The sequence below is a fragment of the Paenarthrobacter sp. JL.01a genome (genome assembly GCF_025452095.1).
Classification (GTDB): domain Bacteria; phylum Actinomycetota; class Actinomycetes; order Actinomycetales; family Micrococcaceae; genus Arthrobacter.
The window spans coordinates 531,111-544,695 of sequence record NZ_CP104877.1 but is presented as its reverse complement, the minus strand read 5'-3'; the positions used below and the strand labels follow the sequence as shown (position 1 = coordinate 544,695).

General features: G+C 63.5%; 16 protein-coding genes. 4 read left to right on the top strand and 12 right to left on the bottom strand.

All coding sequences use genetic code 11. The features are described from left to right. Positions 1-20: 20 nt before the first annotated feature. On the bottom strand, positions 21-623 hold the full coding sequence (locus N5P29_RS02715) for a TetR/AcrR family transcriptional regulator (RefSeq protein ID WP_262277147.1): 603 nt from the start codon (positions 621-623) through the stop codon (positions 21-23). Further along, the gene (locus N5P29_RS02710) at positions 620-1,681 is read right to left on the bottom strand and encodes a saccharopine dehydrogenase family protein (protein WP_262277146.1); all 1,062 of its coding nucleotides are present in this window, start codon (positions 1,679-1,681) and stop codon (positions 620-622) included. Before N5P29_RS02710 ends, N5P29_RS02715 begins: the two co-directional genes overlap by 4 nt. A gap of 127 nt (positions 1,682-1,808) precedes the next feature. Between N5P29_RS02710 and N5P29_RS02705 the strand changes: the two genes are divergently transcribed. Next, positions 1,809-1,997 (top strand): hypothetical protein, encoded by a 189-nt coding sequence (locus N5P29_RS02705; protein ID WP_262277145.1) that lies wholly within the window; start codon positions 1,809-1,811, stop codon positions 1,995-1,997. Here N5P29_RS02705 and N5P29_RS02700 read toward each other — a convergent pair. The 3 genes from N5P29_RS02700 to N5P29_RS02690 form a co-directional block, all read right to left on the bottom strand. After that, positions 1,991-2,449 carry an iron chaperone gene (locus tag N5P29_RS02700; RefSeq protein WP_262277144.1) on the bottom strand — a complete coding sequence of 153 codons (459 nt, stop codon included), beginning with the start codon at positions 2,447-2,449 and terminating at the stop codon, positions 1,991-1,993. The two genes, N5P29_RS02705 and N5P29_RS02700, sit on opposite strands and share 7 nt — an antisense overlap. A gap of 191 nt (positions 2,450-2,640) precedes the next feature. After that, positions 2,641-3,450, bottom strand: coding sequence for a zeta toxin family protein (locus N5P29_RS02695; RefSeq protein ID WP_262277143.1), 810 nt, complete (start codon positions 3,448-3,450; stop codon positions 2,641-2,643). Continuing rightward, the gene (locus N5P29_RS02690) at positions 3,440-3,880 is read right to left on the bottom strand and encodes a hypothetical protein (RefSeq protein WP_262277142.1); all 441 of its coding nucleotides are present in this window, start codon (positions 3,878-3,880) and stop codon (positions 3,440-3,442) included. The genes N5P29_RS02695 and N5P29_RS02690 overlap by 11 nt, the downstream gene beginning before the upstream one ends. Positions 3,881-4,119: 239 nt before the next feature. Between N5P29_RS02690 and N5P29_RS02685 the strand changes: the two genes are divergently transcribed. Then, the gene (locus N5P29_RS02685; RefSeq protein ID WP_262277141.1) at positions 4,120-4,728 is read left to right on the top strand and encodes a TasA family protein; all 609 of its coding nucleotides are present in this window, start codon (positions 4,120-4,122) and stop codon (positions 4,726-4,728) included. Between the two features lie 147 nt (positions 4,729-4,875). Here the strand turns inward: N5P29_RS02685 and N5P29_RS02680 are convergent, their stop codons facing one another. Genes N5P29_RS02680 through N5P29_RS02660 form a run of 5 tightly spaced genes read right to left on the bottom strand, consistent with a single transcriptional unit; the run spans position 4,876 to position 9,586 of the window. Next, the gene (locus tag N5P29_RS02680; protein ID WP_262277140.1) at positions 4,876-6,003 is read right to left on the bottom strand and encodes an NAD(P)/FAD-dependent oxidoreductase; all 1,128 of its coding nucleotides are present in this window, start codon (positions 6,001-6,003) and stop codon (positions 4,876-4,878) included. 37 nt (positions 6,004-6,040) lie between these two features. Next, positions 6,041-7,084, bottom strand: coding sequence for a Gfo/Idh/MocA family protein (locus N5P29_RS02675; RefSeq protein ID WP_262277139.1), 1,044 nt, complete (start codon positions 7,082-7,084; stop codon positions 6,041-6,043). Continuing rightward, positions 7,084-7,881 carry an amino acid ABC transporter ATP-binding protein gene (locus N5P29_RS02670; RefSeq protein ID WP_315973373.1) on the bottom strand — a complete coding sequence of 266 codons (798 nt, stop codon included), beginning with the start codon at positions 7,879-7,881 and terminating at the stop codon, positions 7,084-7,086. Before N5P29_RS02670 ends, N5P29_RS02675 begins: the two co-directional genes overlap by 1 nt. Beyond that, on the bottom strand, positions 7,878-8,666 hold the full coding sequence (locus N5P29_RS02665) for an amino acid ABC transporter permease (RefSeq protein WP_262277138.1): 789 nt from the start codon (positions 8,664-8,666) through the stop codon (positions 7,878-7,880). The genes N5P29_RS02670 and N5P29_RS02665 overlap by 4 nt, the downstream gene beginning before the upstream one ends. A gap of 53 nt (positions 8,667-8,719) precedes the next feature. After that, complete coding sequence (locus tag N5P29_RS02660; RefSeq protein ID WP_262277137.1) at positions 8,720-9,586, bottom strand: ABC transporter substrate-binding protein; 867 nt, start codon at positions 9,584-9,586, stop codon at positions 8,720-8,722. Positions 9,587-9,767: 181 nt separating this feature from the next. On the opposite strand from N5P29_RS02660, the gene N5P29_RS02655 reads away from it, so the two are divergent. Continuing rightward, positions 9,768-10,862, top strand: a complete 1,095-nt coding sequence (locus tag N5P29_RS02655) for a LacI family DNA-binding transcriptional regulator (protein WP_262277136.1) — start codon at positions 9,768-9,770, stop codon at positions 10,860-10,862. Between the two features lie 10 nt (positions 10,863-10,872). Here the strand turns inward: N5P29_RS02655 and N5P29_RS02650 are convergent, their stop codons facing one another. Together N5P29_RS02650 and N5P29_RS02645 are read right to left on the bottom strand one after the other, a co-directional pair. Further along, a complete protein-coding gene (locus N5P29_RS02650) occupies positions 10,873-12,006 on the bottom strand; it encodes an App1 family protein phosphatidate phosphatase (RefSeq protein ID WP_262277135.1) in 1,134 nt (377 codons plus the stop codon). A gap of 30 nt (positions 12,007-12,036) precedes the next feature. Continuing rightward, on the bottom strand, positions 12,037-12,603 hold the full coding sequence (locus N5P29_RS02645; protein WP_262277134.1) for a TetR/AcrR family transcriptional regulator: 567 nt from the start codon (positions 12,601-12,603) through the stop codon (positions 12,037-12,039). 96 nt (positions 12,604-12,699) lie between these two features. On the opposite strand from N5P29_RS02645, the gene N5P29_RS02640 reads away from it, so the two are divergent. Beyond that, entirely contained in the window at positions 12,700-13,533 is an 834-nt protein-coding gene (locus N5P29_RS02640; RefSeq protein ID WP_262277133.1) for an alpha/beta fold hydrolase, read from the top strand. The last annotated feature ends 52 nt before the right edge of the window (positions 13,534-13,585 follow it).

The window sequence follows — 13,585 nt, the reverse complement described above, 5'->3', positions numbered from 1 at the left end:
AAAACTTTTTTGCGCACCGTTTATTGCCCGTGAATCAACCACTGCGCGGTGCGGATGATGGCCTGGTCGCCTGGCGCAGTCCGCAGGCCGGCAATGCCCGAACGCGTAACAGCTGCACCCTCGAAGAGGCTGACGATTGCGGCGGCCGCGGCGGCAATTTCCTGCTCCGAAAGCCCGGGCCTGCCGCGCCGGACCAGCCCCTGCACGTGCGCGGAGTACTGGGCGTAGAACTCCCGCAGGGCGCCGGCCGCTGCGTCATCGGAGGCAGCGAGGGCCCAGATCTCCAGGTGCATCCTGACGTCCGCCATGTCTGAATGTTCCTGGAGCAGGGCGGTCAGCAGCCGGTATGACTCCGCCTCTTCGAGATAACCCGGGGCTTCCGGCGAAAGGTCCACGTCAGTGACATCGTTGAGTCGCTGGAGCGAACGCTCGAGTGCCCGCTCCAGGACAGCGCTAATGAGGTCGGCCCGGGTGGGAAAGTAGTGCTGAAGGTGACCGATGCGTACCCCGGCGGCTGCTGCGAAGTCCCGCATGGCAGCATTTGCGTTGCCTTTGGTGACCAGTACTTCTTCAGCGGCGTCCAGAAGGGCCGCCTTCCGGAGGGCGCCCTTGCTATCGGTCATGACCTCAATATTGTCACACCGTATGACTCGAGCCGGGCGAGCTGTGCAGCTGGTTCCAGCGCGGATTCCGGGAATGACACACCCGGCTGGGCGTCATCGCGAAGCACTGTGTGGAGCCCCAGGAGTCCACCCACGGCAGTGAGATGCGCTTGGCCCAGGGGATCGGAAATGGTGGCAGTCCGGGAACCGCCTGAACCACTGACATCCACGCGGATATGCGCCGTACCGCCCGAGCCGGGCGAGTAAAGCAGGGACCGACGCAGCGGCGCCCACTTCTCTCCGCTCCCCCAGCGGAACAGCCCCACCGAGCGCGCGGCGAGCAACGCCGTCGTCGACGTATTGGAACTGAACCCGATTCTGGTGGCCACCGAGCCCGCGCCCAAGGTGAGCGGCAGCGTGAACTGCTCGGGGGTGTCCAGGCGTGCAACCTTGGTGCGGTGCCCGGCGATATCCACCCAGCGGGTGTCAGTTAAAGGACGTACGACGGCGGCCTTACCGCCTTTTCGTGCTTCGAACTCCAGCCCCAGCCGGTCCATGAAGTCCACGGAGTCAACTCCGGCTTGGTCGTTGACGTCGTACCTGATGGAGATATCCACGTTGGAAGCTCCACCGAGTTCCTGGGCCAGGGCTGCGGCCACCGTGCTGGTGACGCCACCCATCCACCCTGAACTCAGGAGTACAGGGGCCGTTGGCTTCAACAAAGTGGCCAGGGTGATGGCGCGGGTCACCCTGCTGGTCCAGCGGGTGACGTCTACGTAGGGGATCCCCGCACTGACGGCGGCGCGAAGGACACGGTCTTCGGGGTCGTTGACGGCGCTGATGACCGCCCCGACTGCGGCCTCGAAGGGTTCGGGCTGGCTGAGGTCCCATCTTTCCACGGTGACCTTTTTGACCGTTGGGTTTTCCTTTGCCAAGTGTGCTCCGCGGTCAGGGTTCCTGCCCGTCAAGAGCAGTGGCCAGTGGGCCGAGGCGTGCCGCGTGAGCGCGGTGCCCACAGTTCCGTAACCACCGACGATCAGAACAGGACCTGCGGGATCGAGAGTAAGAAGATCATTCATGACCCGATTCTAGGTCATATGACCTAGAAGTTGGAATCCCCTTCAAGTGGTGGCGTATCGGAGGGCACGTGTTTAGGCTGCTGTTATCTACCCCGAGCAACATTCACCAGTACGCAGAGGAGAGATCATGACGTTGCCCCCGACCCACGAGCCCGAGCCGTTCCCGCCGGACCCCGGCCCTGTTCCCCCGCCACCGGACCCCACCACTCCGTTTCCTCCGAGCCCCATTCCGGACCCCAACCCCACTCCGGGACCCTCGCCGGTTCCCGACCCCGGCCCCGTCCCGCCAACCCCCAACCCAGACCCGAGCTACTGACCGGTCGCCCTCTTAATCAGCTCCACGATCGTGGCTTCCACGTCCGGCGTGATTTCCTTGAGCGCAAAGGACGTGGGCCACATCGCTCCGTCGTCGAGCATGGCGTTCTCCTCGAAACCGAGGGTCGCATAGCGCGACTTGAACTTGTCCGCACTCTTGAAAAAGACAATGTTCCTGCCGTCCTTGGCGTAGGCCGGCATCCCGTACCAGGTCTTCGGTGCCAGCTCCGGAGCATGTTCCTTGACAAGGGCGTGCAGGCGTTCAGCCATGACCTTGTCGGACTCCGGCATCTCCGCAATCTTGGCCACCACATCCGCCTCGCCGTCAGCTGCGCTTGCCTTCTTGCGCGGAGATTTCTTGAGTTCCTGCGCCCGCTCCTTCATCGCGGCGCGCTCATCCTCCGTGAAGCCCTCGTAGGACTTGCCCTTGCCCGCGGTTGCTGTCCCAGCCATTGCCCGTCTCCTCAGTTGGTCGTTATCCGATACCCAAACGCTACGACTGGGCCGAGGCTGCGGGCTTCTCCAAAACTGCTCGATTACCCCAACGATGGTGCTGAGGTTGGGCAGCCCCCGGGTGCGGCGCCAGCCGCCACCCCTCGCTCGAGGGGATAACCCGCCAGGAGTCTTGGGTCGCGGCCGGATGGTTACTCGAAGGTGGTGACGTTGCTGGCGTGGACCTCACCGGTGGCTTGGTCGACGTCGAAGCGGCGCAGCGTGCCGCGGCCAACAGAATCTGCGGCCATCTGCGCCAGCCTCAATGCATTGGCTGCACAGATGGACTCGGCACCGGTGGCGTAGCAGTGCTCGATAACGGCGTCGGGGACGAATCGTCCTCCCATCGCCGGATCATTCAGGCGACCGGCCCACCAACGCTGGCGAGCCCGTTCGACCGCGTTATCCCGGGAGGTTTCGACATCAACGACATCGACTTGCACGTACCGGGACATGAAGAGTTCGTCGATGTACTGGGCCGGCAGCTTCTCCCATGACAAGGTGCCATCGATGACAACGTTCTCGCCGGCGGCCAGGGCCATCTGCCGAACCAGGTTGGTCGTTCTGGTCGAGATGGCGTGGACGTGGGAGGCCAGCTCCCGCACCCCAACCGGGCCGCCGTCGGGCAGTGTGTAGTTATGCCGGTAGTTCAGCAAGCCGTGACGTTCGGCGTCGTCCAGGATCATGTCCTTGGCATCGTCGGGGTCGATGAGGCGATACCCGCGCAGGTCGAGTGTTTTCAGCGCTTCAGTCTTGCCCGCACCCGGCGGGCCGGCAGCGACAACAACAGCGCGTCCGGCCGTCATGACGTCCTGCTGCCGCGCCATGAAGGCCTTCGCCAGTCGAACCACCGCGACGTCGTCAAAGTAGGCCAGCAGAACATCCGGAGCCCGCTCCAAATCATTGCCCGGAGCGTACAACTCGGTCAGTGCCGCGTGAACGGCACCCCGCTCAGCGGCCAACAGCCGCCCTGACCTCATTGAACTCGCGCTCGGTAAGGAGGTCCTGCGCGAACGCTCCCACCACCTGGTCCCATGTGCCGGGGATACGACCTTCGTGCGGGTAAGGGGCGTCCTCGCCATCCGTGTAGCTCATGGACTTCAACCGTTCCAGCAGCTCCGGCCTGGGTGTGTCGTACGCAAACGCGCGAAGGATGATCTCCTCAGGCGCTCCGCCCGAAAGGACCTCCGGGCGTCGCTCGATGGCTTTCAGCATCCGATGCACCTTTGCCTGGCTGGTCACCAGAACATCGGCGATCTCGCGCTGGTTCATGCCGCGTGACGAGGCGTTGTGAACTGCTCGCAGTTCGTCAAGCAGATCTACCCGCTGGCGGGCCTGACGCTGCAGGGCACCACGATGCAGTGCTGCAAGACCACTGTCCATCACGATCACAGCTACTCCCCTTTCGACATACTCAGTCTACAGCTGTGATTCACATTGAATCAACGTATATCGGCACGGCCCCCACCGATGGTGCTGGGGTTTTCTTGAGGGTTTCCTGAGGAAGTGTTGCGGGTTTGCAGGATTTGTTCTTGATCCAGGCCCGGCAAAGTAATTCCTGTCAGCCACACAGGCTGGAACAACAGGCCGGCCGGTCTCACGGTGGCCACAGGAAAGGAACACTGATCCCCATGGCCATCAGCCTCAAAACCACCACCGGCAAAATCCTCGCCTCCGTCGCACTGGTCGGCACCGCAGCCGCCGTCGCCGGCATGGGAACCTACGGCGCGTTCACCTCCTCCACCTCCGCCTCCCAAGCCGTCACCGCAGGCACCGTCACCATCGCCCTGGGCGCCCCCGGCCCCGCCAACACCCTCAACGTCCCCATCGCAGGACTGCTCCCCGGTGACAAAGTCGAAAAACTCGTCACCCTGGCCAACACCGGCAACTCCGACCTGAACAACGTCACCCTCACCACCTCCGCCGGAGCCACCGGGTCCCTGCTCACCACCGACACCACCAACGGCCTGCAACTGACCATCGAAAACTGCAGTGTTGCCTGGACCGGTACGGCCGCCCCCTACACCTGCGGCGGCACCAAAACCACCGTCCTGGCCTCGGCCCCGGTCATCACAGCGAACAAGGTCCTCAACAACCTCACCTCCCTGACCTCGACCAAGACCGACAACCTCAAAGTCACCACCGCGTTCCCCACCACCGCGGACAACACCTTCCAAGGCGCCACCTCCACCATCGCCTTCGCCTTCACCGGCACCCAACGCACCGAAACCACCAAATAACCACTGAGCCCCGCCGGGTCTGATCGGTTTCCTTTCCCCCCAGCCCGATCAGGCCCGGCGAGAAAAAACTCCAACGGCCCCGACACGCTTATGCAGATGGCGTATCGGGGCCGTTGGCCTTTTAGGGGGTGCAGGCCGCGGGAAGAACTAGGAGAACCGTCCCGGCCGGAACGTCGACAACATCGGGTGCTTTTCCCCCGTCAGGATCTCCCCGGACAGGAGTTCACCGGCGATCAAGCCCAGCGTGGCGCCCGAGTGCGTGAACGCGACGAAGCAGCCAGGCACCTGCTCGAGTTCACCGAAGACGGGCTCACCGTCACCCGGAATGGGCTTGTACCCGATCTTCCAGGATGCCGCCTTGAGCTCGGGGTTGCCGGCGATGAGCTTTGAGGACTCGTCGGCCAATTCCTGGACCACGTCATCCGGGATGGTGAATGACCCGTCGGCGTGCTCGGTGATGTGTTCCTCGTACCAGTCGTGATCCAGAGCGAAAGTGTTGCCCGGATTGGGACGCACTGCTGCCCGGGGCGTGTTCATCACAGCGGTCACCTGGTGTTCCACGGGCTTGGTGACCACCAGCATCGAAACCGGAGAACCGTTGGGGATCTCGACGCCAAGCGGCTTTACGACGGCGGGCGTTGCGGCACCGCAGGCAACCAGTACCGCGTCTGCGGCGTACGTTTCACCGCTGGCCGTTTCGACGCCGGTGGCCCGACCACCGCTGGACGGGCCGCCGTCGACCGTTACCGAGACCTTGCCCGCATTCAGTACCAACCGGCCGCCCAAGTGGTGGAATTCCTCCATCAGGAAGTTCACCAGGTCCGGGAGGCTGACCCAGCCTTCGCCCGGGTTGAAGATGGCATTTTCCGGGACGGCGGTGGCGTCGATGCCAGGGGTAACTGAGGCAATCTCGTCCGGGGCCAACAGCTTGGAATCGTAGCCAATGGATTTTTCGTAGGCGTGGCGAGCAACTGTGGCGTCGCCTTCTCCGGCGGCGTTCCACATGAGCCCACCGCCGAACTGCAGCCACTCGCGGACGGGATCGGCGGCGAAGAGTGTGCGGTACCGGTCCACGCCGGCCACCCGCAGCCGGTGGTAGGGGGTGGAGCGTTCACCGGCGGAGTTGAGCCAGGACAACGACCGGCCCGTGGCTTCGCTGGCGAGGCCTTGCTCGGTCAGGAGGGTCACAGAGGCGCCTTGGCGGAGCAGGTGGACGGCGGTGGAGACGCCCAGGATGCCGCCGCCGATGACGGCGACGTGCTTGGTGGAGGACATGGTTCTCCCTTTCTATGTGTTGATGCGGTGTACGCCTTTAGGCGAAGGCGTGAATGTTTTCGATGATCCTGAGGGTTTCCAGCGTTTCGGCCGCTTGCACGGGCAGTTGGCCGCGGCCGCTCAGCGAGGCTGCAAGTTCCCGGTAGAACTGCGGATAGTCGCCCTTTTCTGCCGGGACCGGCGTGGCCGCCCCGTCCACTCCCAGAAGCCCCCAAGACTCCTGGGGTTCGATGCCGTAGGAAGCGTCCGACGGCGTGACACCGGACGCGAGCGCCGGTTCCTGGCCGTCGAGTCCCCACTTGGTGTACGCGGCCTGGGAGCCGAGGACATGGAACCGCGGGCCGGCTTGGGCGGCCATTCCGTTCATCCACAACCGTGACCGGACTCCGGACGTGTGGCGCAGTGACACAAAGGCTTCGGTATCTGCGGCCTCAGCATGGGGTCCGTTGTTGGCGGTCTCGCCGTAGCTCTCCTCCACAGGGCCGAACAACTGGATGGCTTGATCGATCAGGTGGGCACCGAGGTCGTGCAGCAGGCCGCCGCCCTCGGCCAGCGTGGCGGAATCGCGCCAGTTTCCGAAGCCGTCGGGCCGCCACCATTCAAACCTGGATTCAAAGGTCCGCACCTCTCCCAATGCCCCTTGGCCCAACAGCTTCCGGAGCGTCAGGAAGTCGGCATCCCACCGGCGGTTCTGGAAGACCGTGAGCTGTACACCGGCGTCGGACGCCCTGGCAGCCAGCTCCTCACCCTGCGAAACCGTCGTGACAAAAGGCTTGTCCACCACAACGTTCAGGCCGTCGGCGATCGCCGTGGCGCCCAGGTCGAAGTGCGTCAGTGGAGGCGTTCCCAGCACTACGAGGTCCAACCCGCCGGCAAGCGCGAACATCTCCCCAGGCGTGGAAACGATCGTTGCTTGCGGATAGAGCCTCGCGGCCTCGGTCCGGCGTTGGGGGTCCGAGGTGACAATGACCTCCAGCGAATAGTCCGGGTCGGCGTGGATCAGCGGGGCATGGAACACGCTGCCGGAGACGCCAAACCCGACGACGGCGGTCCGGATGGGCGCCGCTGGCAGGGCGCCCATCAGAGGACTTCCGAAAGGAAGCGCTGCAGGCGTTCGCTGCGGGGGTTGTCGAAGAGTTCGGTGGGCGTGCCTATTTCGACAACCTCGCCTTCGTCCATGAACACCACCTGGTCCGCTACCTTCCTGGCAAAGCCCATCTCGTGGGTGACCACCAGCATGGTCATGCCGCGGCGCCCCAGGCCGGCCATGAGGTTGAGGACACCCTTGACCAGTTCCGGGTCCAGTGCACTGGTGGCTTCATCGAAGAGCATGACTTCCGGTTCCATGGCCAGTGCCCGTGCGATGGCGACACGCTGCTGCTGGCCGCCGGAAAGGTCCCTGGGCCGATGATCGGCGCGCTCAGCGAGACCGACCTCGGCAAGGCGGCGCCGGGCCCGTTCCCTGGCCTCGGCTTTGGACATTCCTTTGACGCTCCACAGGGCCAGTGCCACGTTTTCCAGGGCGGTGTGGTCCGGGAAAAGGTTGAAGTGCTGGAAGACCATGCCGATGCGTGCCCGCAGGATATCCGGTTTGACCTTGAGGGCACTTTCGCCGGCCAGCAGGACATCACCACTCTTTGGTTCGTGCAAGCGGTTGACGCCGCGCAGGAGCGTGGACTTGCCCGAACCGGAGGGGCCGATGATGCAGGTGGTGGTTCCGGGTGCCACTGTGAGGCTGACGTTGCGGAGTACGTTTACGTCCCCGTAGGCCATGGTCAGGTTCCGCAGTTCCAGGCTGGAACCGTTGAACTTTTCGACGTCGGGCGCCTTGCTGGCGCTGGTGCTGCTGGCGTTGGTGCTGCTGCTTGTAAGGTTCACGTGTTGCTCCCGGTGATGAGCGGCGACGCCGCATCGAGTTCCTTGACTTCCTTCAGGCCGCTGGTGGGGGCCGAAGGACGACGGCGGCCGGTCCGGAACTTGTTGTCGAAGTAGTTGACCAGGTGGGTCAGCGGAACGGTGATGACCAGGTAGAAGATGCCTGCCATGACCAGGGGCGAGAGGTTGCCCGACAATACTGCGGCGTCCTGGCCCACCCTGAAGAGCTCGCGTTCGCTGACCAGCAGACCGAGGAAGTACACCAGGGACGAATCCTTGACGATCGCGATGAACTGGTTCACCAACGCTGGGAGCACCCGGCGGACGCCCTGCGGCACGACCACCAGGGCCATGGACTTGGCGTAGCTCATGCCCAGGGCCCTGCACGCTTCACCTTGCCCCTTGTCCACGCTGAGGATGCCTGCACGGAAGATTTCTCCGATGTAGGCGCTGGCGATGAGGCTCAGCGCAATGATTCCCAGCGGATAGGGCGAGGGGCCGAAAACCGATTGGCTCAGCCTGGCAAATCCCTGGCCGATCAGCAGGATGGTGAGGATGGCGGGCAGCCCGCGGAAGAGATCCGTGTAGATCCGCGCCGGGATGCGCAGCCACTTGGAGCGGGAGATGCCCATGACCGCCACCACCATGCCCATCACTACGCCGAGGATGGTTGCTGCGATGGAGATGATGAGGGTGTTGAGGAGGCCAACTCCCAGGAGTTGGGGCAGTACTTCGACCATCGAGTCAAAGTCGAAGAACGTGCGGCTGATGGTATTGAGCCAATCCATTGGGTGCTCTCAGACGTTGGTTGTTGTTCGGGGCGGCTTACTTGCTGCTCTGCTTACTTACTGGCCGTAGGAGACGGGCTGGAAGTCTGCTCGGCCTTGGGGAGGTACTGCTCGGGCATCGGTGAGCCCGGGAACCACTTCTGGTAGAGCTTCTTCCAGGTACCGTCCTCCATTGCTTCGGCAAGGCCCTTGTTCAGGGCGTCCTTGAACGCAGGCTTGTTCTTGGCAATTGCGAATCCTGCCGGCGCGTCAAAAGAGGGGATGTCTGCGGCACTGACCAAGCCGAATTGCTCCTGGTATGCCTTGGCGGCCTCGTAGTCCAGGAAGTGTGCGTCCACGGAACCGCTGTTGACGGCCGCGATGGCGGTGTTGTTGTCCGGGAAGCGCACGAGCTGGGCTGAGGTGAAGTTCTTCACCGCATAGGCTTCCTGGAGGGTGCCTTGGACGACGCCCAGACGCTTGCCGTTGAGTCCGTCCACATCTTTGATGCCGGAGTCCTTGGTGGTGATCACCGTCAGATAGCCGGCGAGGTATCCGTCGGAGAAGTCCACGGTTTCCTTGCGCTTGTCCGTGATGCCGATGGCGGCCACGCCGACGTCGAACTGTCCGTTGGCCACGGCGGCCAGAAGGCCGGAGAAGTCCTGGCCGGTGAAGACAACGTTGTCCACGCCGGCACGGTGGGCCACGTCCTTGAAAAGTTCAACATCGAAGCCAGTGAAGTTCCCGGAGCCGTCGGTGAAGGTAGAAGGCTTCGAGTCGCCCAGGCTGGCAACGCGAATGGTGCCCGGTTGGATGAGGCCGTAGGGGTTCTCGGCTGAGGGCGAGCTGCTTGCGGAGGCGCCGCCGCAGCCTGACAGGGCGAGGAGTGCCGCCACGGCTGCTGCTGCGAGGGCTGCAGGGCGGAAGTTCAGTTTGATCACAGCGTTGTCCAATCGTGGGAGGGAAAGCGGTGCTGTCAGGAGCCGCTGAGAGTGATTTCTCGATGATGAGTCTTGTTGAGTCCGGTCTCAGCCCCTAGGATTGAGACCGGACTCACATCGATTGATAAGAAATGTAGCGGAACTCACAAAGCCGCGTCAACACCCACCCTGAAAGGTGAAAATGAGCACTGAGGGATCCCGACGGCGGGACGTGACGGTTGCCGACGTCGCCAAGGCCGCAAAAGTTTCCAAAGCGCAGGCGGCCCGCGCCCTGGGCAATTACGGGGCAGTGAGCGACGACGTCCGCGAACGGGTTCTGGCTGCCGCCGAAGAACTTGAGTACCGCCCCAATGAGCTCGCCCGCAGCATGAACACCGGCAAATCGAACACCATCGGGGTGGTGGTTGGCGATATCGAGAACCCCCATTTCGGGCTGGCAACGCGGGGTATCACAGACACCGCAAAAAAGAGTGGATTCAACGTCATCCTCATCAACACAGACGAGGAAAGAGCGGCGGAAGTGGACGCCGTCAGGGTGCTGCTGGACAAGCGTGTGGACGGGTTGATCGTCGCCCCTGCTTCCTCCGTCGATACCTCACACCTGCAACAGGTTGAGGAGTCCGGACGGCCGCTGGTACTCCTTGACCGTGCTGCCGAGGGCCTGGACGCGGAAACGTTCGCGGTGGACATGGGTGGCATCTCCTACGAATCCACCAAGCACCTGATCCGGGCAGGCCACCAGCGCATTGCCTTCGTCTCCACCCTGACCTCGGGCCACCCCTACACGGAAGGGATGAAGCTTGGGTCTTCCCAAATTTCGGACCGTTTGGAGGGCATCCGACGCGCCTTCGAAGAAGAGGGACTCCCCTTCCCAACGGACCTCGTCAGGCTCAACGCCGGAGACGGTGAGTCGGTAAAGCGGATCACCCGCGGGCTGTTGACGGGACCGGACGGCGCGACGGCGATCATCGCCTCCGACGGCCTGATCGCCTTGGGCGTGGTGGAAGCCATCCAGGAAGCCGGGCTGGTCATCCCCCGCGACGTCTCGTTCCTGATGTACGACGACTTCGCCTGGACCCGCCTGACCACGCCGCCGCTTACGGTTATCGCCCAGCCCGTTTATGACATGGGAGCCGCCGCTGCGGCCGCCTTGATCCGGCAGATCGAAGGACGCAAATCGGCAGCACCCAGCCCTGAATTCGTGGCGCGCCTCATCCAGCGGGGTTCCGTCGGAGCGCCGCGTAAAGCGGGTACACCGATCCCGACAGCCGGCTAAGCCGGCCGGATCAGGACAGAACGTCGCCTTCCTCGGGGTCATCGGCGGAGCGGACCTCGTTCCTGATGATGCCCAGTTCCTCCAACTGCGCGGACATCCCGGCACCATCGGGGGCGTAGATCCAGGGAACGCCGGGGGTCGGCTGTCCACCGGACTTGGACCGGCCACCTGCCAGGACAGCTTCACCGGCGGAGAGCTGGCGAATGGCGATGGCCCGGACGTTTTCGGGGTGGCGCTGTGCGAATTCGGAGTAGATGGCTTCGTCATGCTGCCCGTCATCACCTACAAGCAGCCATTTGATGTTGGGGAATTCCTCAGCGAGGCGTTCCAACGATGTCCTCTTGTGCTCCTGGCCGCTGCGGAACCAGCGGTCGGGAGTGGGTCCCCAGTCGGTCAGGAGCTTGGGACCGGCCGGGTACAGGTTGCGGGACAGGAAGCGGGACAACGTAGGAGCAACATTCCAGGCACCGGTGGAGAGGTACAAGACCGGGGCAGATGGAGCGGTGCGTGCAATCCGCTCGTACAGCACTGCCATGCCAGGCGTTGGGGTCCTGGCGTGCTCGTTGAGGACGAACGTGTTCCAGGCAGCCAGGAAGGGACGCGGAAGAGCGGTCACCATCACGGTGTCATCAATATCGGACACGACTCCGAAGTCGGCATCGTCGGCCACTACTTCCACGGGAGCCTCTACCGTTCTGGAGCCACCGGATTTCAAGGTAATGGTGTGCCATCCAGCCGTCAGCGCCACCGGGATACGGGCGTCCACCACGCCTCCACGGTCGGCCACGACGTCATGGGTGGCGCCGGCGATGGTGACCTGCACGGCCGCATGTGCCACCGGGGCGCTGGTGAAGTTCCGCCAGCCGCGCATGCTCTCCTGCAAGGGGTTCGCGTGACCGGCAGCGTCCCGGGGATCACTTCGGACCACCCTGGCCAGGACCCTCACCCAGGACGTGCTGCCGTAACCGGTGTACGGGATGACCGTTTCCACCCGTCCACGGCGGATGGCCAGGCGGGTCTGCAGCCTCAGCCACGCGTCGTCGAGCCTCATTGCGATGTGGCGGGCTTGCTCGCGGGGCGGTGTCAAGCTGATGCTGCTGCCTGCAGTGGACGTAGGGCGCGGCCTTGCGGGACGAAAAGACATGTTTCCAGTCTTCCATGGCCGGGACTTAGGTTACGGAACGCGACTCAGAGCGGAATCGATCAGCACTTCGGCTGCCTCCCGCGCTTGTCCCGCAGCGTCGGGCGATCCGGCGATGGCCGCCGTCGTCTGTGCGCCCTCTGCCAGGATCGAAAGCTGCGGCGCCAGATACCGCGGCGCGCCCGCTTCAGCCGCAAGTCCTGCGACGTACTCCTGGAAGGATTCCTTGTGCTTTCGTGCGTAGTCCGCCACTTCAGGGCTGACGGCGCCCAGCTCGGCGAAGCTGTTGATGAAGCCGCAGCCGCGGAACGAGTCCTGGCAAAACCATCCGGCGAGGTAGTCGAAAATGGCCAGCAGCTTGGCCCGCGGATCAGCGGCCTGGCTCACCGTTGCATCCAGCCCCTGGGTCCAGGACTCGTGGCGGCGCTCCAGTACGGCCATCACAATGCTGCTTTTGGACGGAAATTCCTGGTACAGCTTCTTCAAGGAGACACCGGCGGCCGTACGCAGCTCGTCCATGCCCACGGACTGGATGCCCTTGGCGTTGTAGAGCCCATCGGCTGTCGCAACGATGCGTTGACGGACTTCGGAAATATCCATGGGTCAATACTACTTGAATTGAGAACGATCGTTCTATAGTATTTGTCCTAGAGAGAGAACGATCGTTCTCTACTTCGAGAAAAGGGAAACAGAATCATGGGCTTCATCAAAGTCGGAACTGAAAACACCACGGACATCGAGCTCTACTACGAGGACCACGGCACAGGCCAGCCCGTCGTCCTGATCCACGGATATCCCCTTGACGGCGCTTCCTGGGAGAAGCAGACCGCCGCCCTCCTCAACGCCGGCTACCGCGTCATCACCTACGACCGCCGCGGCTTCGGCAAATCCAGCAAGACCACCACCGGCTACGACTACGACACCTTCGCAGCGGACCTCAACACCGTCCTGGAAACCCTCGACCTGCAGGATGCCGTGCTGGTGGGCTTCTCCATGGGTACCGGCGAAGTCGGGCGCTACATCGGCACCTACGGCGAGGCCCGCGTGGCCAAGGCCGTCTTCCTGGCCTCCCTCGAGCCGTTCCTCCTCCAGACCGACGACAACCCCACCGGCGTTCCCTCCTCCGTATTCGACGGCATCCGCAACGCCGCCATCGAAGACCGGTACTCCTGGTTCAGCAACTTCTACAAGGACTTCTACAACACGGACAACTTCCTCGGAAACCGCCTCAGCGAAGAAGCACTGCGCAACTCCTGGAACGTCGCTGCCGGCTCGTCCTGGTACGCATCGTTCGCAGTAGTTGACACCTGGCTGACCGACTTCCGTGCCGACATCGAAAAGGTCACCGTGCCGTCCCTGATCGTCCACGGAACCGGCGACCGCATTCTCCCGATCGACGCCACCGGCCGCGAATTCACCAAGCGCCTGCCCTCGGCGGAATACGTCGAGATCGAGGACGCCCCCCACGGCTTCCTTTGGACGCACGGCGCCGAGATCAACGAGATCCTGCTCGGCTTCCTGGCCAAGTAGCGTTCAGGCGCCAACTGCTTAAAGAACGACGGCGGCAGCTCCCCGGCGGTTC